Source organism: Janibacter alkaliphilus, from assembly GCF_013408565.1.
Taxonomy (GTDB): Bacteria; Actinomycetota; Actinomycetes; order Actinomycetales; family Dermatophilaceae; genus Janibacter; species Janibacter alkaliphilus.
Window position 1 is genome coordinate 2,567,192 of sequence record NZ_JACBZX010000001.1, and the last position, 17,676, is coordinate 2,584,867.

Annotated in this window: 20 protein-coding genes, 1 tRNA gene and 5 pseudogenes; 21 read left to right on the forward strand and 5 right to left on the reverse strand. The window is 71.3% G+C overall.

What is annotated here, in order from left to right:
- Positions 1-162: 162 nt before the first annotated feature.
- The 8 genes and pseudogenes from BJY28_RS17060 to BJY28_RS16390 all read left to right on the forward strand — a co-directional run.
- Positions 163-360: pseudogene (locus tag BJY28_RS17060) on the forward strand (hypothetical protein); the annotation flags it as partial.
- A gap of 71 nt (positions 361-431) precedes the next feature.
- Positions 432-722 (forward strand): hypothetical protein, encoded by a 291-nt coding sequence (locus BJY28_RS12210; RefSeq protein WP_179463249.1) that lies wholly within the window; start codon positions 432-434, stop codon positions 720-722.
- A gap of 372 nt (positions 723-1,094) precedes the next feature.
- Positions 1,095-1,562, forward strand: a complete 468-nt coding sequence (locus tag BJY28_RS12215; RefSeq protein WP_343037094.1) for a pyridoxamine 5'-phosphate oxidase family protein — start codon at positions 1,095-1,097, stop codon at positions 1,560-1,562.
- 14 nt (positions 1,563-1,576) lie between these two features.
- Entirely contained in the window at positions 1,577-1,978 is a 402-nt protein-coding gene (locus BJY28_RS16910) for an ABC transporter transmembrane domain-containing protein (RefSeq protein ID WP_343037095.1), read from the forward strand.
- An 85-nt stretch (positions 1,979-2,063) separates the two neighbouring features.
- Positions 2,064-2,273 (forward strand): annotated as a pseudogene (locus BJY28_RS16915) (ABC transporter ATP-binding protein); the annotation flags it as partial.
- A gap of 215 nt (positions 2,274-2,488) precedes the next feature.
- Entirely contained in the window at positions 2,489-3,184 is a 696-nt protein-coding gene (locus BJY28_RS16920) for an ABC transporter ATP-binding protein (RefSeq protein ID WP_343037096.1), read from the forward strand.
- A gap of 118 nt (positions 3,185-3,302) precedes the next feature.
- Positions 3,303-3,677 (forward strand): annotated as a pseudogene (locus BJY28_RS16385) (NADP-dependent oxidoreductase); the annotation flags it as partial.
- Between the two features lie 65 nt (positions 3,678-3,742).
- Positions 3,743-5,734, forward strand: a complete 1,992-nt coding sequence (locus BJY28_RS16390) for an enoyl-CoA hydratase-related protein (protein WP_246313402.1) — start codon at positions 3,743-3,745, stop codon at positions 5,732-5,734.
- Positions 5,735-5,746: 12 nt separating this feature from the next.
- Here the strand turns inward: BJY28_RS16390 and BJY28_RS12235 are convergent, their stop codons facing one another.
- Positions 5,747-6,124 carry a nuclear transport factor 2 family protein gene (locus BJY28_RS12235; RefSeq protein ID WP_179463251.1) on the reverse strand — a complete coding sequence of 126 codons (378 nt, stop codon included), beginning with the start codon at positions 6,122-6,124 and terminating at the stop codon, positions 5,747-5,749.
- Positions 6,125-6,322: 198 nt separating this feature from the next.
- On the opposite strand from BJY28_RS12235, the gene BJY28_RS12240 reads away from it, so the two are divergent.
- Both BJY28_RS12240 and BJY28_RS12245 read left to right on the forward strand, forming a co-directional pair.
- Positions 6,323-6,643 (forward strand): nucleotidyltransferase domain-containing protein, encoded by a 321-nt coding sequence (locus tag BJY28_RS12240; protein WP_179463252.1) that lies wholly within the window; start codon positions 6,323-6,325, stop codon positions 6,641-6,643.
- A complete protein-coding gene (locus BJY28_RS12245; protein WP_218875331.1) occupies positions 6,640-6,954 on the forward strand; it encodes a HepT-like ribonuclease domain-containing protein in 315 nt (104 codons plus the stop codon). Before BJY28_RS12240 ends, BJY28_RS12245 begins: the two co-directional genes overlap by 4 nt.
- Before the next feature lie 43 nt (positions 6,955-6,997).
- Here the strand turns inward: BJY28_RS12245 and BJY28_RS12250 are convergent, their stop codons facing one another.
- A complete protein-coding gene (locus BJY28_RS12250; protein ID WP_179463253.1) occupies positions 6,998-7,975 on the reverse strand; it encodes a hypothetical protein in 978 nt (325 codons plus the stop codon).
- Between the two features lie 141 nt (positions 7,976-8,116).
- Here BJY28_RS12250 and BJY28_RS12255 point away from each other — a divergent pair, with 141 nt between their 5' ends.
- From BJY28_RS12255 to BJY28_RS12305, 10 genes are all read left to right on the forward strand, one after another.
- Positions 8,117-9,745 (forward strand): nucleotide disphospho-sugar-binding domain-containing protein, encoded by a 1,629-nt coding sequence (locus tag BJY28_RS12255; protein WP_179463254.1) that lies wholly within the window; start codon positions 8,117-8,119, stop codon positions 9,743-9,745.
- 65 nt (positions 9,746-9,810) lie between these two features.
- Entirely contained in the window at positions 9,811-10,206 is a 396-nt protein-coding gene (locus BJY28_RS12260) for an MmcQ/YjbR family DNA-binding protein (protein WP_179463255.1), read from the forward strand.
- Positions 10,207-10,283: 77 nt separating this feature from the next.
- Positions 10,284-10,616: an ArsR/SmtB family transcription factor gene (locus BJY28_RS12265; RefSeq protein ID WP_179463256.1), complete on the forward strand. Its 333-nt coding sequence runs from the start codon at positions 10,284-10,286 to the stop codon at positions 10,614-10,616.
- 41 nt (positions 10,617-10,657) lie between these two features.
- Entirely contained in the window at positions 10,658-11,590 is a 933-nt protein-coding gene (locus BJY28_RS16395) for an SRPBCC family protein (protein WP_246313403.1), read from the forward strand.
- The gene (locus tag BJY28_RS12280; RefSeq protein WP_179463257.1) at positions 11,587-12,132 is read left to right on the forward strand and encodes a dihydrofolate reductase family protein; all 546 of its coding nucleotides are present in this window, start codon (positions 11,587-11,589) and stop codon (positions 12,130-12,132) included. The genes BJY28_RS16395 and BJY28_RS12280 overlap by 4 nt, the downstream gene beginning before the upstream one ends.
- Positions 12,129-12,473: a nuclear transport factor 2 family protein gene (locus BJY28_RS12285; protein ID WP_179463258.1), complete on the forward strand. Its 345-nt coding sequence runs from the start codon at positions 12,129-12,131 to the stop codon at positions 12,471-12,473. The genes BJY28_RS12280 and BJY28_RS12285 overlap by 4 nt, the downstream gene beginning before the upstream one ends.
- A 39-nt stretch (positions 12,474-12,512) precedes the next feature.
- Positions 12,513-13,550, forward strand: a complete 1,038-nt coding sequence (locus tag BJY28_RS12290; protein ID WP_179463259.1) for a chorismate-binding protein — start codon at positions 12,513-12,515, stop codon at positions 13,548-13,550.
- Positions 13,547-14,392, forward strand: a complete 846-nt coding sequence (locus tag BJY28_RS12295) for an aminotransferase class IV (RefSeq protein WP_179463260.1) — start codon at positions 13,547-13,549, stop codon at positions 14,390-14,392. The genes BJY28_RS12290 and BJY28_RS12295 overlap by 4 nt, the downstream gene beginning before the upstream one ends.
- On the forward strand, positions 14,389-14,943 hold the full coding sequence (locus BJY28_RS16925; protein WP_179463261.1) for a PGPGW domain-containing protein: 555 nt from the start codon (positions 14,389-14,391) through the stop codon (positions 14,941-14,943). The genes BJY28_RS12295 and BJY28_RS16925 overlap by 4 nt, the downstream gene beginning before the upstream one ends.
- A 163-nt stretch (positions 14,944-15,106) precedes the next feature.
- A tRNA-Val gene (locus BJY28_RS12305) sits at positions 15,107-15,183 on the forward strand.
- A 426-nt stretch (positions 15,184-15,609) separates the two neighbouring features.
- Here BJY28_RS12305 and BJY28_RS16930 read toward each other — a convergent pair.
- The 3 genes and pseudogenes from BJY28_RS16930 to BJY28_RS16940 form a co-directional block, all read right to left on the reverse strand.
- Complete coding sequence (locus BJY28_RS16930) at positions 15,610-15,831, reverse strand: NAD(P)-dependent oxidoreductase (protein ID WP_343037178.1); 222 nt, start codon at positions 15,829-15,831, stop codon at positions 15,610-15,612.
- A 167-nt stretch (positions 15,832-15,998) separates the two neighbouring features.
- A pseudogene (locus BJY28_RS16935) lies at positions 15,999-16,220 on the reverse strand (NAD(P)H-binding protein); the annotation flags it as partial.
- Between the two features lie 205 nt (positions 16,221-16,425).
- Positions 16,426-16,788, reverse strand: a pseudogene (locus BJY28_RS16940) (EamA family transporter); the annotation flags it as partial.
- A gap of 111 nt (positions 16,789-16,899) precedes the next feature.
- On the opposite strand from BJY28_RS16940, the gene BJY28_RS12320 reads away from it, so the two are divergent.
- The gene (locus tag BJY28_RS12320; protein WP_281367049.1) at positions 16,900-17,658 is read left to right on the forward strand and encodes a LysR family transcriptional regulator; all 759 of its coding nucleotides are present in this window, start codon (positions 16,900-16,902) and stop codon (positions 17,656-17,658) included.
- Positions 17,659-17,676: the final 18 nt, after the last annotated feature.

The window sequence follows — 17,676 nt, forward strand, 5'->3', positions numbered from 1 at the left end:
CTCATGTGCGTGCGCGGTCGGCTGCTTCCACGGAAGGCATACCTCCCTGACTCGGCGGGCGGACGTGCGAGGTGCGCTGTCACTCGGTTACGCCTTCTGGAGGACGCGCTCGGGCGATCCGAGCGATCGGCTGTCTGAGCCAGGGCGCGACGGGACGGCGCCTTCGTGATCCGGCATGGCCCTGTCGTCGCGTGGGTGCGGTGCGCGCGCGGTGAGCCGATGATCCACCTCATCACCAGCTCGCTCTCGACGTCAGCGGCCTCAAGAGGGCACAGGCCGAGGTGGGCACGTCTCGACAGGCACACGCCTCTGCTGAAGTTCGTCCTCGTCGAGGACGTCATCTACGTCCTCGTGGACCTGCCAGCATCCCCTTCGCCCCCGACCACCTGGGAACCGCCCTCCACCAGCTCCTCAGCGTCACAGCCGATGAGATGGACGATGTCGCGGCGAACGTCGGCGGCCGCACCTTCGGCACCCCTCCCACCGCGGCGCAGGAGCAGCCCACCCCCGACCACCACCAGAACGCAAAGAGCGATGGCCTCCATCCGGTCATAGCGCGGTTCCTCCAGCTCGACGCCCTGCGCGAGGGGTCGGTCGACGCCCACGCCATGGCGAAGCTCTGGGGGTACGACGACGACCTCATCCTCGAGCTCATCCGCTGGAACGAGGAGCAGGAGATCGCGTGGATGGAGTTCCGGCGACGACGCCCTCGACCGAGCTGAGCAGCCGGAGGCTGGGGCCTGCGAGCGAGAGCGCGCCCACGCCGAGCGCACCATTACCCTCCTCCGTCACACCCTCCACCTCGTCCTTCTCAGGGAGAGCGCATGACAACTTCAGACGACACCGCGACCGCGGTCTGCCATGCCTGCGGATCGCCGAACATGAGCCGACGCTTGTACGGCATGCCGGGCGCGAAGGTCCTCTAGGAGCTCGAGCGCGACCCCGACCTCGAGCTCGGCAGTTGCGTGCTCATCCCTACCTTCTGGGTGACGAAGTGCAAGGACTGCGGGCACGAGGTCACCCTCGGCGAGACAACGCCCACCTTCCGACCATCGTCCGCCGACGAATGAGCACCGACGTGCCAAGGTGACCACGTGAGCATCGCCGACCGCCTCCGCACCGTCCCGACCCTCACCGGAACTCCGCCGCACCTCGACCTGGACGACCTCCCTTCGGACCCGCAAGACCTCGCCCTCGCCTGGCTCGACGCGGCCATCGACGGCGACGTCCCCGAGCCGATCGCTGTCACCCTCGCCACGGTCGACGCCGAGGGTGTCCCGGACGCGCGCACCCTGCTGCTCAAGGACGTCGACGAGCGCGGCTGGGCGTTCGCAGGGACCGGCTCCTCCCGCAAGGCCGACCACCTCGCCGACAACCCGGCCGCCGCGCTCAACCTCTGGTGGCAGCCCCAGATGCGCGCCGTCCGCGTCCGCAGACCCGTCGTCGAGGCCAGCCCGCAGGAGTGCGAGGCCGACCTCGCCGCCCGCAGCCCCCAGGCCCGCGCCGCCGTCCCGCCGGGGGAGTGGCGGGTCTGGCGCGTCCAACCGCCGTGGTCTCGATAGCCCAGCCCTTCCTCGTGCGCGAGGCCGTCGACGTCGCCATCCCGCAGCAGGACGTGCGGCTGCTGCTGCTCGTCGTCGCCGGCATGATCGGCGTCGCCGTCGTCACCTCGCTGCTCGGCGTCGTGCAGACGTGGATGTCTGCGCGGGTCGGCCAGGAGGTGATGCACGGGCTGCGGACGCGGCTCTTCACTCACCTGCAGGGGCAGTCGCTCGGCTTCTTCACCCGCTCGCGGGCCGGCGAGGTCCAGTCGCGCCTCATCAACGACATCGGCGGCATGCAGGGAGTCGTCACGACGACCGCGACCTCGATCGCGAGCAACCTCACGACCGCGATCGCGACCGCCGCGGCGATGATCGCCCTGTCGTGGCGACTCTCGCTCATCTCCCTCGTCGTCGTGCCCCGGCCGTCTGGCTGACCCACCGGGGGGCCTGCTGCGGCGTGAGATCACCGCCCGTCAGCAGGCCCCGCTCGCCGACCTCCACGTCCGCATCGAGGAGGGGCTGTCGGTCTCCGGCATCCGCCTCGCGAAGACGATGGGCACGACCCGCCGCGACGCCGCCCGGTTCACGGAGGTGAGCCATGACCTCATAGACCTCGAGATGCGCAGCCAGCTCGCCGGCCGCTGGCGGATGGCGACGATGCAGATCGTCTTCGCCGCCGTGCCCGCCGCCATCTACCTCGCTGCCGGCCTCCCGGCCACCTCGGGCGGGATGACCATCGGAACGCTCATCGCCTTCACGACCCTGCAGGCCGGGATCTTCCGTCCGCTCATAGGGCTGCTCAACGTCGGCGCGCAGTGGGTGAGCTCGATGGCCCTCTTCAGCCGGGTCTTCGAGTACCTCGACCTGCAGCCGGAGATCCTCCCGCCCACCGACCCGGTCGACCTCGACCGGCGACGGTCCGCGGCGAGGTGCGGCTCGACGGGGTGTCCTTCCGTTACGCGGGTGCCGACCGGGACGCGCTGGCCGGGGTGTCGGTCGACGTCCCCGCGGGCAGCTCGCTCGCCCTCGTCGGGCACACCGGCTCGGGCAAGTCGACGCTCGCCGCGCTCGTCGCGCGGCTGCACGACCCGACTGCCGGGCGCGTGACGATCGACGGTGTCGACGTCCGCGACCTCGACCCGGAGGTGCTCGCCTCGATCGTCGGGGTCGTTAGCCAGGAGACCTACCTCGTCCACGCGAGCATCCGGGAGAACCTCCTGCTCGCCGCGCCCGAGGCCACCGACGCCGACCTGTGGCAGGCGCTGGCCGCGGCGCAGGTCGCCGACCTCGCGTCGCTGCCGGATGGGCTCGACACGATCGTCGGCTCGCGCGGCTACCGCTTCTCCGGTGGTGAGCAGCAGCGGATCGCGATCGCCCGGACCATCCTGCGCGGCCCGCGCGTCCTCATCCTCGACGAGGCGACGAGCGCGCTGGACAACGAGACCGAGCGGGCGCTGCAGGTCGCCCTCGACCGGCTCGTCGAGGGGCGGACGACGATCACCATCGCCCACCGGCTCTCCACGGTCGAGGGTGCCGACCAGATCGTCGTGCTCGACGATGGGCGGGTCGTGGAGCAGGGGAGACACGGTGAGCTGCTCGCCGCCGAGGGCGCGTACGCGGGGCTCGCGCTCGCGGCGTGACCTCGGCTGACGAAGGGGGATGAGCTGCTGCCCGGGTGTGGCCGTAGTAGCACTTGCGGCTGGATGTGGCAGCGTGGTCGTTTGTCGCACAGACCACACCCGCATCTGGATGCCCGCAATGTCCACGAGTACAGCTGATCGGCCGGTTCCGACGACCACCCGCGAGGTGCACCTCGCCTCGCGCCCGCAGGGCGCGCCGACGCCGGGGAACTTCCGGATCGTCGAGACCGCGATCCCCGAGCTCGCTGACGGCGAGGTGCTCGTGGCGAACTCGGTGATGTCGGTCGACCCGTACATGCGTGGCCGGATGAACGACGTGAAGTCCTACGTCCCTCCCTTCGCCATCGACGCTCCGCTCGACGGCGGCGCGGTCGGCACGGTCATCGCCTCGCGTAGCGACGACCTGGCCGTTGGGACCTCGGTGCTGCACCGGCTGGGCTGGCGCGAGCACGCGGTGCTCGAGGCGACCTCGGCGACGGCGGTCGCATCATCGAGCGGCTCGTCGTCTGGGAGAACGTCCGCGACGAGCGTCTCCTGGCCGAAGCACGCGCGGAGATCATGGCGAGCACGGACAACAATCCGCCGCCGATCCTCGACCCCTTCGCCGGTGGCGGCACGATCCCGCTCGAGGCGCAGCGCCTCGGTCTCGAGGCGCATGCGAGCGACCTCAACCCCGTCGCCGTGCTCATCAACAAGGCGCTCATCGAGATCCCGCCGAAGTTCCGCGGGCAGGCGCCAGTGCACGCGGACCTGCGCGACGGGCTCGTGTCGTACCAGGGCGGCGAAGGGCTCGCCGCCGACGTCAAGGCCTACGGCCAGTGGATGCGGGACGAGGCCGAGCGCCGCATCGGCCACCTCTACCCCAAGGTGACCCTGCCCGACGGCTCGCTAACCACCGTCATCGCGTGGATCTGGGCGCGGACCGTCACCCGCCCGAACCCGGCGTGCGGCATCGAGATGCCGCTCGTCCGGTGCTGGTGGCTCGGCAAGAAGAAGGGCAAGGAGGCCTACGTCGTCCCGGCTGTCGTGCCGGACCCGACGCATCCGTCGGGGCAGCGCGTCGCCATCGAGATCGGGCACGACGCGTCGGGTCCGAAGGGGGTGGACGGCACGATGTCGGGTCGGCAGGGTGCCACGTGCCTCGCGTGCGACGCGGCCGTCACCACGACCAACCCTGACCTGCTCCTGCTTGACGGGCAGCAACGGCTGACCTCCCTCACCCAGGCGCTCACCGGTGACGGGGTTGTCGTGTGTCACGAGAACAAGAAGATCGTGCGCAGACGCTTCTTCGTCGACATCAACGAGGCAGTGGGTGAGGAGATCGACCTGGACCAGGCGGTCAAGGTCCTGCCTGAGGACGGCAAGCTCAAGGAGAACTTCGACCGGGACCTCACGCTCGACGTGTCGACCGTGAGCTGCAGCTGTCCAAGGGCTACTTCCCGATGTCGTTGTGCTTCACAGACCAGGGCACAGACTGGCTCTTCGACTACCCCGACCATGACGTGGCACGCGCGTTCCTCAACACCACCCTGGCGACGATCAAGGCCTATGGCGTGCCGTCGATCGAGCTCGATCGAGGTCCAGGTCGCAGACACGGTGGGCAACGCTGCCCGTACTGCCTGGACGCGTGTCTCACGTTGGGCGAGTACGCAGCCGCGGTTGTCGACGAGGGCTACGACGGAGGCTTTGACCACTACCTGCGACAGTCGGGTTGCTCGACACGTCTGTCGCCCGGGAGGCATGCCGTGGGGGAGACGAAGGCGACGCTCGAGCAGTTCGGCCACCAACGGGACTTCCCGGATGGGCCGGGACCAGCAACCGGTCAAGGCACGGGTGATACTGCTGCCACGTCGTTCGACACCCCCGACCCGAGGAGACCCAGCCATGGTGAGCATCACCGCCGACGGACCGATCTGGACGCTGGACCTCGGGGAGGACGAGAACCGCTTCTCGCCCGACCGGCTGACCGAGATCGAGTCGGCCCTCGACGAGCTGGAGGCGTCGGGGGAGCCGGCCGCCCTGCTCACCACCGGCACCGGCAAGTTCTTCTCCAACGGCCTCGACCTGGACTGGGTGAGCGCGCACCCGGACGAGTTCGAGGCCTACGCCGCTCGCGTGCAGGTCGTGCTCGCGCGCGTCCTGACCCTGCCGGTCCCGACGGTCGCGGCCGTCAACGGGCACGCCTTTGGCGCCTGCGCGATGCTCGCCATCGCCCACGACTACCGGGTGATGCGCGAGGACCGCGGCTTCTTCTGCTTCCCCGAGGTGGACATCCAGATCCCCTTCACCCCGGGCATGGACGCCCTCATCACGACCAAGCTCACGCCGCGCCAGGCCCGCGACGCCATGCTCACCGGTCGCCGCTTCGGTGGGGCGGACGCTGTGCCTGCCGGTCTCGTCGACGCCGCCACGAGCCAGGATGCGCTGATCGCGGCTGCCGCCGACCTGGTGCGCGACCTGGCCGGCAAGGACCGGGCGACGCTCGGCACGATCAAGGCGACCCTCTACGCCGACGCGGCCGCCGCCCTGCGCGGCGACGCGCGCGCCTGAGGAGCGCCCTCCTCAGTCGTCCACCGGTACCCGGCGCTCGCTCGGCACCTCGACCCCGAGATCGGTCCAGACCTCGGTGAGCTCACCGATGAGCCCGTCGCGCACCGTGACGAAGCTGGCGACGGCGAAGCGCTCGACCGTGCCGTCGAGGCGCCCGGTCACGTGGCAGCGGGCCACCCCGCGCTCGCCAGCGGCCACGAGATCCTCGACCCTCAACGACTCGAAGCCGGGATACTCGGCGTTCAGCCGCACCCAACCGACCTTGTCGAGCTCTTCGCCCGTATGCACCAGGCGACACACGAAGTCCTCGTGCAAGAGGTGAGGCAGGTCGTCCCAACGGTGCTCGTCGATGGTGGTGCAGAGGGTGGTCAGCAGCTGGCGGGCGTCCATGCCGAGGACAGTAGGTCGTGGGACCGACAGGGCTGGGCGGCGACCGCTCACACTCGATGGCCGGCCCTGGACGACATTCTGGTGGCCTGGATCTAGTGGATCAGGGCGATCCCTCTACCGATGGCCACCGGGTCGCTTCTGCAACCCAAGTCATCGCGGCACGCCGCGTTCAGACACCTGCCTCGCTACGCTTGGCTCATGAGTGAACCGACGGTCCACGCGGTGCGGCTTCGCGCTGCGCTGGACCGGCAGCGCGGCGGACTGACCAAGGTGCTGGCCCGGTTCGGTGCCGCGAACCCGAGGGTGTTCGGGTCGGTGGCTCGGGGTGACTCCCGGGAGGACAGCGATCTGGACCTCCTCGTCGACCTGGCACCGGGCGCCGGCAACGAGCTGCTCCGCCTGGCAGGGCTGAGCGAGGAGCTGAGCGAGCTGCTCGGCATCCATGTCGACGTCGTGGCCGCACCGCTCCTGCGCGATGAGGTCTCTGCGACTGCCCTCGACGACGCGGTGGCCGTGTGAGTCGCGCGGAGGCGGAACGCCTGTCGGACGTCCGCGGTGCGATCACACGCTGCATCGCCTACCGCAACTATCTCGATTCGCCCGAGCTCGGGCCGATGGCGTATGACGCGGTGCTCCGCAATCTTGCGGTGATCGGCGAGGCCGTGAAGGCGCTCCCAGACGACTTCAAGGACCAGCACCCCGACGTCCCCTGGACTTCGATCGCCGGTCTGCGCAACCTCGTCGTCCACGAGTACTTCCGGGTCAACCCGGACCAGATCAGGGGCATCGTCGACAACCAGCTGTCGCACTTGCTGACGGAACTGGGCTGATCCTCTACCGGGAGCGGGCTTGCCCAGCGGGCGCTCGACCCGCTCAGCCCGGCACGGGCAGGTAGCCACACGGCGGGACACCGCCCTTGTCCGAGCTGTCCTGGACGTACATGAGCTGGTTCCAGCCGTCGACGATGCTCTGCCCGTCGGGGGTGATGTCCAGTGCCTGGATGTCGCCGCCGGTGAGCATGACCGGGGCATCATCGGCGGGCCACGGGCGCGGGCCGTCGTCGCCGAGGTCGGAGCCGGGGAAGTTCAGTCCCTGCCCCTCGACGTAGGGACACTGCAGGGCGCTGATCGTCGGGCTGGTCTGCCAGGCGTAGCGGCCGTCGACCGCCACCGTGACCTGCTCGCTGCTCGTGGGCGTCTGCGAGCACGCCTCGCCCTCGCGCACCAGCCGGCTGATCCCGACGACGCCCGGCTCGACGACCGAGATCTCCTCGGTGACGTCGCCGCAGCGCAGGTCGGTGGCCAGCGCCGGCAGCACCTGCCGGGCGTCCTGCGCCGCCGGGTCCCAGAGCCACACGTAGAGCGAGCGTTCGGTGCCGTTGCCCTCGTCGAAGGTGAGCGTGATCAGCGCGTCGTCGTGGCCGTCGCCGTCCACGTCGGTGTACGTGGTGTCGGCGTTGTCCAGGTGGACCCGTCCTCCGAAGTCGCCGTAGGTCGTCTCGCCGTCGACGAGGTCGAAGGTGCCGCGGAAGCTCACCCCGTCCTCCCACGCGCGGTTGCCGAGGTCGACCTGCGCGATCTCACCGCCGGAGCCGCCACCGTCGTCCGGGCTGCCGCCGGATCCAGCGCCGCCCGAGCCGTCGCTGGTCTCGCCGGCGGTGACCGTGCTGGTGCTGGTCGAGGCGTCGCTGCCGTCGCTCGATGAGCCGGAGGCGCTCGGCGTGACTGTGGTGGTGCTCGTGCTGTCGGTCGAGCCAGAGTCGTCGCCACTCGAACCACCGCTGCCCGAGCCGCACGCGGCGAGCGTCAGCGCGGCCGCCATCACGACGCCGGTCCCTGCGATCCTGCGCACGACTCACCCCCGACGTCTCGTGGGTCTCGAACGCTACTCCCGTCCGGTGGCAGCGGTTGTGACGACGGCGTGACGATCTGTGCCGGGCGCTCCGGCTCGCGCAGCGATCTCCCCAGGCAGCTCGGCGCCTAGGCTGAAGCGGTGGCGACGATCCTGATCTGCCTGCAGCCCTTCGCCGGGCACGTCAACCCGGCGATGCCGCTGGTCCGCGGCCTCGTCGAGGCCGGTCACCGCGTGGTCGTCATGACCGGACGGGACCACGCCGACGCCGTCCGCCGGGCCGGAGGTGACCCCGTGGGGCTACCTCCGGGGACGGACACGGCCGACCCCGAGGTCGTGCGTCGGTTGGCCCGACGGAGCGAGCTCGGTCTGCTCGCCCGCATGCGCGATGACCTGGCGGGCTTCGTCGAGCCCATGGCCGAGCAGTCGCGGGTGATCGACGCGGTCGTCGCCGAGAGGGGCGTCGATGTCGTGGTCGCCGATCCGATGTTCTTCGGCGCACTGCCCCAGGCTCTGCGTGCCGAGGGGCCGCCCGTGCTGGTGCTGGGGCTGCTCCCGCTGATGCGGCCCGGCGGTGGGAGCATGCAAGGGCGTGCCGAGCGGTGGATCATGACCCGGCTGCTGCGTCCGGTGCAGCGCCTCGCCCAGGAGCAGGCAGCTCATCGTGGCGTCGTGCTCGACCGGTTCTTCATGTGGTGGACCACGGCCAGCGACGGTGTGCTGCAGCTGAGCGGTCCCAGCTTCGAGCCCGCCGCTCGAGAGGACGGCGGAGGCGCCCCCATCCACTTCGTCGGGCCGCTGACCCGCAGCGACGGTGCCTTGCCGCCGTGGTGGACCGAGCTGCGCGCGGACCGGCCGACCGTGCTCGTGACCCAGGGGACGCTGGCGAACGCGGACGCCGCAGAGCTCATCGACCCGGCGCTGGCAGCGCTCGCCGACGCCCCGGCGAACGTCGTGGTCACCACCGGCGGAGGAGCGACGCCGTCGGTGGTGCCGAGCAACACGTGGGTCGCCGATCACCTGCCGCTGGACTCGGTGCTGCCTCGCTGCGCGCTGCTGCTGACCAACGGTGGGTACGGAGGGGTGCAGCTGGCCCTGCGCCACGGGGTGCCCGTCGCGCTCGTGGGTGCGACCGAGGACAAGGCCGAGGTGCTGGCGCGGCTGCGCAGCAGCGGTGCGGGAGAGGGGATCCGGACCGTTCGCCCGCGTCCCCGCCAGGTACGTCGGCTCGTGGAGCAGATCCTCGGAGACGAGCGCTACCGACGCCGAGCCACGGCGCTCTCCGAGGAGATCGAGCGCTGCGGAGGCGTTGCCGCGGCCGTCGAGATCATCACGGGTGCTGCACGCTCATCGTCGGTGCGCGTGCAGAGGCCTCGCGCGGAGTGCGGCCGGGTCCAGGGAGACACATGCTGGGTGGTCTACATCGGACCTGCAGACCATGGTGCAGGCTGGTCCTCAGGGCTGGAGCCCGTCGCCGCGGCCTCCACCGAGGAGCAGGCTCACCAGCTGCTCGAGCGGCTCCTCAGCGTCACCCCCGGCCGCGCGAACCTCATCGAGGACTATCCCTACCGCGCCGACGACGAGCGACACGGGGGAGGTGCCGGCTCCGGGCGGACGGTGCACCTGGTGGTGACCCTCGACGACGGCCCTTCGGTCAGCACCGTCTTCGACTCCATCGACGAGGCCGGCAGGCACGCCGACGATCTGCGCCGACTCGGGGAGGCCGGCGTGACGATCATCGACATGGTGATGGACGTCCTTCCGTCGTGACCGGTCGGCTCGACGTCGGCACGCATCCACGCGGCCAATGGAAGGCGAGCCGCTAGCGTTCCCTCATGGCGCACCCGCTGATGGTGGACGAGGATGACCCGCTGCTGGGGCGAGTCCGCGAAATCGCGCTGGCCCTGCCCGGCGCCGACGAGAAGATCAGCCACGGGCACCCCGCCTTCTTCACCCGCAAGGTCTTCGCCTATTTCGGTGGCTCGCTGAAGGTCGATGGCGAGTGGGAGCAGCGGGCGCGCTCGGTCGTCGTCAAGCCGGACGAGGACGAGGCCCGGGCGCTGCTGGAGGACCCGCGCTGCTACCGGCCCGCCTACCTCGGACCCAGCGGCTGGGTCGGTCTCGACCTCGACGCGTGCACCCACTGGGACGAGGTGGCCGAGCTGGTCGAGGCGTCGTTCCGGGAGACCGCAGGCGTGCGCCTCGTCGCCGAGCTCGACGCCCGCGGCTGACCGATCCTGCCTGAAGGGGTTGACAGGGGAGAGGTCTGGCGAGACAGTGAAGTCACTGCTTATATAAGGAAGTAGCGATGAAACAGGCGACCGACCCGTTGAGCCGGGTCTTCAGCGCGCTGGCCGACCCCACCCGACGCGGCATCCTCGACCGGCTGTCGCAGGGGGAGTCCACCGTCGGCGAGCTGACGACCCCCTTCGGCATGAGCCAGCCGGCGATCAGCCAGCACCTGCGCGTGCTCGAGGACGCCGGCCTCATCACGCGCACCCGCCAGGCCCAGTACCGGATCTGCGCGGCGCGGCCGGAGGGGCTGAGCGAGGCCGACGACTGGGTCAGCCGCCACCGCGAGATCTGGACCGGTCGCCTCGACCGGCTCGAGGAGACCATCACCGGCCTGACCACCGACTGAGCGAAGGGCGGCCGGCACCGGCCGCCACGAGAGGAGCCCGCATGAGCACCGAGACCGACTCGATCACCCTGACCCGCACCCTGGACGCCCCCCGCGAGACGCTGTGGCGCGCCTGGACCGACCCGGAGATCGCCGCCCGCTGGTGGCACCCGCACGACGTCACCGTGGCCGAGGGCAGCACCCATATCGACCTGCGCGTCGGCGGCGAGTACGGCTACCTCATGGTCGACCGTGACGGCGGCGAGTACCCGACCGGCGGCACCTACCTCGAGCTGGACCCGCCCGGGCGCCTGGTCTGCACCTGGCGCGAGCCGGGGGATGAGGACGGCATCGCGCCGGTGCTCACCCTCGACCTGGCCGACCTCGGCGACGGGCGCACCGAGATGACCTTCCACCTGGCGAAGGTGCCTGGCGAGAGCCACGAGGGCATCGACAGCGGCTGGCGCGAGGCGTTCGAGGAGCTCGAGACCACCCTGGCGCGAGGCGATGTCGGACCCGCCGCCGACGGGCGCGAGCGGATGATCCGCAGCCGCGTGGTGCCGCTGCCGGCCGAGGCGATCTTCGCCGTGCTCGCCGACCCGGCTCGCCATCACGAGACCGAGCCCGGGGACTGGGTGCGCAGCGCGGTCGACCCGCAGCCGATCACGCAGGTCGGGCAGGTCTTCAGCGTCAACATGTTCGTCGAGGGTCAGGGCGACTACGTCATGGACAACCGTGTGGTCGCGCTGGAGCCGGATCGCGTGATCGCCTGGGCGCCAGGGCAGTACGACGATAGGGGCGAGCTCGGCCCGACCTGGTGGACGTGGCGCTACGACCTCGCGCCGAGCGGGGACGGCACCGAGGTGACGATCACCTACGACTGGACCGACACCCCGGACTTCTTCCGCCGCGAGGTGCCGATGCCGCCCTTCCCGGCCGAGTTCCTCGACGAATCGCTGGCGAGCCTGGAGCAGGCTGCGGGGTCGTCGCGATGAAGATCGTCATCACCCAGAACATCACGCTCGACGGCCGGATCGAGATGCTCGACGACTGGTTCGACCCGGCCACCGAGACCCCGGACCTGACGGAGGAGACGCGCAGGCAGACCGAAGGCGAGGAGCTGCTGCTGCTCGGCCGGCAGACCTTCACCGACTTCCGCGGGTACTGGCCGCACCAGAGCGGCGAGACCGCCGACATGGTCAACGGGGCGGCGAAGGGGGTCATCACGAGCACCCTCACCGACCCGGAGTGGGACACCGCGACCATCCTCGGCGACGACCCGGTCGCGGTCGCCCGTGAGCTGCGCGAGCAGCCGGGCGGCCACGCCTGCGTCACCGGCAGCATCCAGGTCAGCCACGCTCTGACCCGGGCGGATCTCGTCGACGAGTACCGGCTCTTCGTCTACCCGGCCTGGCAGGGACGCGGGCGTTCGCTCTTCCCCGAGGGCGAGGCGCCGCCACAGCTGGAGCAGGTGCGCCACGTCGCCTTCAGCGGCGGGGTGACCTTCCTCGCCCTTCGTCCCTCGTCTCGGCCGTGAGCGACGCACGGCAGACCGCTCTGGCGTTCCTGAGCGCCTGGGCCGAGGGTGACACGGAGGTCGCCGGTCGGTACCTGGCGCAGGACGTCACCTTCGAGAGCCCGCGGGCGAGTCTGACCGGACGAGCGCCGGTGCTGGCGGCGATGGCCGAGTTCGCGGTGGCGGTGACCTCCATCGACGTCCTCGCAGTCACCGCCGAGAAGGACACGGCGATCGTCATGTACGACATGCACACCGAACCCGTCGGGACCATCCGCGCGGCCGAGTGCTGCACCGTGATCGAAGGCCTCATCACCAGCGACCGGCTCGTCTTCGACACGGCTCTGCTCGGCCGAGGCTAGCCCCGGCAGCCGGGGTGGGAGCGGAGATATCCTCGCGCGGTGGATCACGCGCGCTTCGGATCGAGGGTGCTCACCGAGCCCGTCGCGCTCACCCACGACCCGGCCGACCTCGACGCCGGGGGAGACTGGGCGGTCGTCGTCACCTTCGAGGGCGAGCTCACCGCGGTCCGTTTCGCCCGAACCGATCAGCCTGTCCCGCAACCGGACCCGTGGACGCCGGTGACAGCGGCGTGGAGATCCTCGATGGACGAAGGGGAGTACCGCCGCGGCGTCGCCACGATCCGCGAGCACATCGCCGCCGGCACCGTCTACCAGGTCAACCTCTGCCGGATGCTCAGCGCGCCGCTGCCCGAGCACGCCCATCTCCCGGCCCTGGCGCACGTGCTCGCGGCCGGCAACCCTGCCCCCTTCGCCGGTCTCGTGCACGTCCCCTCGGCCGGGCTGGACGTCGTCAGCGCCTCGCCCGAGGCCTACCTGATCCGCGACGGCGACCGGCTGGTCTCCCGACCGATCAAGGGCACCGGGGCGTCCGCCGCCGACCTCGGCGCCAAGGACCACGCCGAGAACGTCATGATCACCGACCTCGTCCGCAACGACCTCAGCCCGGTGAGCGAGCCCGGCACCGTGGCCGTCGAGGAGCTGTGCGCCGTCGAGCAGCACCCCGGGCTGGTGCACCTGACGAGCAGCGTCGCCGGTCGGCTGCGGCCCGGCGTCACCTGGCCCGACATCCTCGCGGCTACCTTCCCGCCCGGCTCGGTCAGCGGGGCGCCGAAGTCCTCGGCGCTGCGGATCATCGACGAGCTGGAGTCGAGCCCGCGGGGTGCCTACTGCGGGGCGGTCGGTTGGATCGACGCCGACGCCGGCCGCGCGGAACTCGCCGTGGGCATCCGCACGTTCGTCGCAGAGACAGCGCGGAACGAGACGCAGGGTGAAGAGACTCAGGATCATGCCCGGGTGCTGCGCTTCGGCACCGGCGCCGGCATCACGTGGGGCTCGGACCCGGCCGCGGAGTGGCGGGAGACCGAGCTCAAGGCAGCACGCCTCATCGGTCTGGCATCTGGGAAGGTAGGCGCATGAGCGGCACGACGGTCTGGGTCAACGGTTCGCTGGTCGACGAGGACGAGCGCAGCCTCTCCGCCCTCGACCACGGCCTGACGGTGGGGGACGGCGCGTTCGAGACGTGCAAGGTCATCGATGGGGAGATCTTCGGCCGCACCCGTCACCTGCGCCGGCTGGAGCGCACCCTCGCCGGCCTCGGCCTCACCGGCTTCGACGCCGACCGCCTCGACGAAGGGATCGACGCCGCCCTCGCCGCGGCCGGACCGATGCCGCTGGGGCGCATCCGCTGGACCGTCACCGGCGGGGTCGGGCCGCTCGGCTCCGACCGCACCAGCGGCGAGCTCACCTACGTCATCGGCCTCGTGCCGGCCAAGCCCCTGCCCAGCCACGCCCGCGTCGCGACCGTGCCGTGGACGCGCAACGAGCAGGCCGCGACCGCCGGGCTGAAGACCACCTCGTACGCCGACAACGTCATCGCCCTCGCCCGGGCGCGCGAGCACGGCGCCGACGAGGCGGTGCTGCGCAACACCCGCGGCGAGCTCTGCGAGGGGACCGGCTCCAACGTCTTCGTCGTCCAGGACGGGGTCATCCTCACCCCGCCGCTGGAGTCCGGCTGCCTGGCCGGGATCACCCGCGCGGTGACCATCGAGTGGTGCCGCGAGGCCGGGCTCGAGGTGCGCGAGCAGACCCTGCCCGGTGAGGCGCTCGTCACCAGCGACGAGGCGTTCCTGACGAACACCATGCGCGACGTGCAGCCCATCGCTACCGTCGACGGGGACAGCCTGGCCGAGGAGATGCCGGTGACCGCTCAGGCGGCGGCGATCTTCGCCGAGCGGGTCGCGGAGAGGATGGACCCGTGAGCGTCACGGTCGACAAGCACGAGCGGCGGCGGCGCGCCTACGACGACGGCGGCAACCGGCGCGGCTACCTCGACGTGCGCCGCGACCAGCACGAGATCGCCCAGCGCGAGCTGCAGGAGCAGTTCGGCGACGACAAGCGGATCGACGTCGAGGACGACCCGATCGCCTGGCGCCGCAAGATCCGGCAGAACCCGGCGGGTGCGCTGGCCTGGCGGATCGGGATCTTCGTCGTGGGGCTGGTGCTCATCGTCGCCGGCATCCCGATGGTCCCGCTCGTCGGACCGGGCTGGGCGGTGATCTTCGTCGGCCTCTTCCTGTGGAGCACCGAGTTCATCTGGGCGCGGCGGGTCACCCAGTTCATCAAGGCCGAGGTGCGCACCTTCAACATCTGGTACCCCTCGCTGCCGTGGAAGGCGAAGGTGCCCATCGGGGTGCTCACCGTCGTCTTCTGCTGGCTGTGCTTCTACGTCGTGCTGCTGCTGCTCGGGGTGCCGGACTGGAGCCCGGACCCGGTCAAGGGCTGGCTGGAGTCGCTGCCCGGCCTCGGCTGAGCCTGGTCGTCGGGTCTCACTCTTGCCTGGGGCGCGGCCGGTGCACTGCCGCCGAGGGACGGGCGCGGCGCCGATGCGGGACCGGTGCGGGGCCGATGTGACGAAGGGGGAGCCCGCCGGGTACTCTGCTCCGGCACCACCCGCCACGGCAGGTGGAGCCCACGGACGTGTAGCTCAGCTGGTTAGAGCGTTCGCTTCACACGCGAAAGGTCAGGGGTTCGAGTCCCTTCACGTCCACCACGCACGAGGCTCGAATCCTTGCCGACAGAACCGTTGGCTGGGGGTTCGGGCCTTCGGCGTTCTCCAGCCAATCCCTGTGCCCACGGTCCGCTCGCCCACGCTCACTTCTGCGACCGGCTGCCGTCGTCCGTGGACGCCTGCTCACCAGACCTGACGAGCAGTGACCTTCGGATGGGTGGTGCGGGACCGTTCCAGCCCGCACACGACTGCGGCCACGGCCGCGACAGGTACCCACGCCATGCTCGCGATCAGGGCCCCGGCGGTCGCGGTGCCTGCAGAGCCCGCGGCGATCTTCAGGGCTCCGACCCAGAGGAACACCTGCCCGCGCGCCTCCGCGGGTGCGTACTCGCTCCGGGCGGCGAGCGTTGCGGCGAAGAAGAAGGCGTTCGCCGCCCCCGTCCCCTCGCCCGCGTCCGACCTGCTCGATCAGTCCTCGGCGGCCGCGACGGTGATGTGCCGGTCCGCGCCTGGCTGCTCCAGCTCGTCGACCACCGCGACCGCGAGGTCTTCGGCGCTGATCCATGACTTCCCGTCCTGCGCGGTGAGCAGGGTGGTCGTGCCTCGGCGGTAGCGCCCGGTGCGCGTCCCCGGCTCCAGCAGGGCAGGAGGGCTGAGGTAGGCCCATGCCGCGTCGGGTGCGCCTGGCACACCTCGAGCTGGCGCACGCTGACCCCGGCGACCTGCCGCCACGCCGGCGGCACGTAGCGAGGATCGTCGACGACCAGGGTGCCTGGCCGGTCGGGGGAGCGGAGCGGGCCCGCCCCACCGACGACGAGCACCCGAGCGTCGAGCCGCTGCGCGCTGTGTAGCACCACCTCGGTGGCTGCGGCCACCAGCTCCAGATCGCCGGGCGCGGCGCGCACCGCGAGGACCAAGGCGTCCGCCCACGTCAGGGCCTCGTCGACCTGCCGCGGGTCGGTGGCATCCACCCGACGCGAGTCGACGGCGGGGGACGGGCGGGGCGCCGGGGTGCGGGCCGCCGCGGCGACGTCGTGGCCACGCGTGACGGACTCGGTGACGACACGGCTGCCGACCATGCCCGTGGCGCCGATGACGGTGATCTTCACGAGGGAAGCCCTTCGGTCCGGGGCGGGTGGATGTGCGGCGGGGCGTGAGCTGGCCGCAGACCATCGCCGTCAGCGCGACGACGAAGCCGACGACCTGCGTCGAGGTCAGCACCTCGCCGGCGCCGAGCGTCGCGGCGACCCCGCCCGGCAGCCGCTGCGCCGCGACGAAGAGCAGCGGGAAGAAGGCGCCCATGTTGAGCACCCCGAGCACCGTGCTGCGCCACCACCACGCCCCGTGCGGCAGCCGGCGGCCCAGCGCGAGCGCGATGATCCCGGCGGGCAGGCACCGCAGGAGCGCGGCGAAGAGCGGGTGCCCCTCCGGCAGCAGGTGCGTCGTGACGATGTAGGTGGTGCCCCACACCGCCGGCGCCAGCGCGGTGAGGGCGATCCACCCCACCCGAGGGTCGGTGCCGCTGGCGGGTCGAAGGGGTACGGTCCGGGTCGTCGTCGTGCTCACCCCTCGATCCTCGGGCGAGACATAGGCATGAGTCCAAGACATGCTTGTCATCGCAACGATCGACAGACACGATGCATGCATGGAGCTGCAGCAGCTGCGCTACGTGCTCGCCGTCGAGGAGGAGCGCAGCTTCACCCGGCTGCGGCGCGCTGCCACGTCGTCCAGTCCGCGCTGAGCCATCAGATCAAGGCCCTGGAGCGGGAGATCGGGGTGCAGCTCTTCGCCCGCAGCAGCCGTCGGGTCGAGCTGACCGCCGCGGGGGCCGCCTTCCTGCCGGAAGCCCGAGCCAGCGTCGCCGCAGCCGATCGCGCCCGGGCCGAGGCTGCGGCGGCGACCGGCGAGCTGCGCGGCACCCTGGCCATCGGCCTCATCCCGACCGTCACCGCGGTCGACATCCCGGACCTGCTCGGCACCTTCCGGCAGGCGCACCGCGAGGTGAGCGTCTCCCTGCGGGTGGGGGCCAGCGACGAGCTGGTCGCCGCAGTCATCGCAGGGGCCCTGGACGTCGCCTTCCTCGGGCTCGCCGAGGACGCACCGGTGACCGGCGTCTCCTCACGCGACCTGGCGCACCACCGCCTCGTCGCGGTGGTCGGCGATGACCACCTGCTGGGGCAGCGACGTAGGCTTCGGCTCGCCGACCTCGGCGAGCACCCCTTCGTCGACTTCCCGGCCGGCAGCCCCGGTAGGGCGCAGTCCGACCGCGCCTTCGAGCGCGCCGGCCTCACGCGTGAGGTGCCCTACGAGGTCACCAGCACCGACCTGGCGCTCGGCCTCGTCCGCGCCGGGCTGGCCGTCGCCCTGCTCGCCCCGCAGATGGTGCCCGAGCAGGACGGCGTGCGGTCGATCCCGGTGCAGGGCGGCCCGACCCGCGTCGAGCACCTCGCGTGGAGCGGCTTCAACCCCAGCCCGGCGGCGACCGCCTTCGTCGACCTTGTCCAGCGCGAGCAGTGACGCCGCTCTGGGACCGTG

Excerpts from the sequence above, each read along its gene's own strand:
- BJY28_RS12210 (WP_179463249.1), top strand. The coding sequence starts at position 432 with ATGGACGATGTCGCGGCGAACGTCGGCGGCCGCACCTTCGGCACCCCT.
- BJY28_RS16390 (WP_246313402.1), top strand. The coding sequence starts at position 3,743 with ATGGCGAGCACGGACAACAATCCGCCGCCGATCCTCGACCCCTTCGCC.
- BJY28_RS12235 (WP_179463251.1), bottom strand. The coding sequence starts at position 6,124 with ATGGACGCCCGCCAGCTGCTGACCACCCTCTGCACCACCATCGACGAG.
- BJY28_RS12240 (WP_179463252.1), top strand. The coding sequence starts at position 6,323 with ATGAGTGAACCGACGGTCCACGCGGTGCGGCTTCGCGCTGCGCTGGAC.
- BJY28_RS12260 (WP_179463255.1), top strand. The coding sequence starts at position 9,811 with ATGGCGCACCCGCTGATGGTGGACGAGGATGACCCGCTGCTGGGGCGA.
- BJY28_RS12265 (WP_179463256.1), top strand. The coding sequence starts at position 10,284 with ATGAAACAGGCGACCGACCCGTTGAGCCGGGTCTTCAGCGCGCTGGCC.
- BJY28_RS16395 (WP_246313403.1), top strand. The coding sequence starts at position 10,658 with ATGAGCACCGAGACCGACTCGATCACCCTGACCCGCACCCTGGACGCC.
- BJY28_RS12280 (WP_179463257.1), top strand. The coding sequence starts at position 11,587 with ATGAAGATCGTCATCACCCAGAACATCACGCTCGACGGCCGGATCGAG.
- BJY28_RS12295 (WP_179463260.1), top strand. The coding sequence starts at position 13,547 with ATGAGCGGCACGACGGTCTGGGTCAACGGTTCGCTGGTCGACGAGGAC.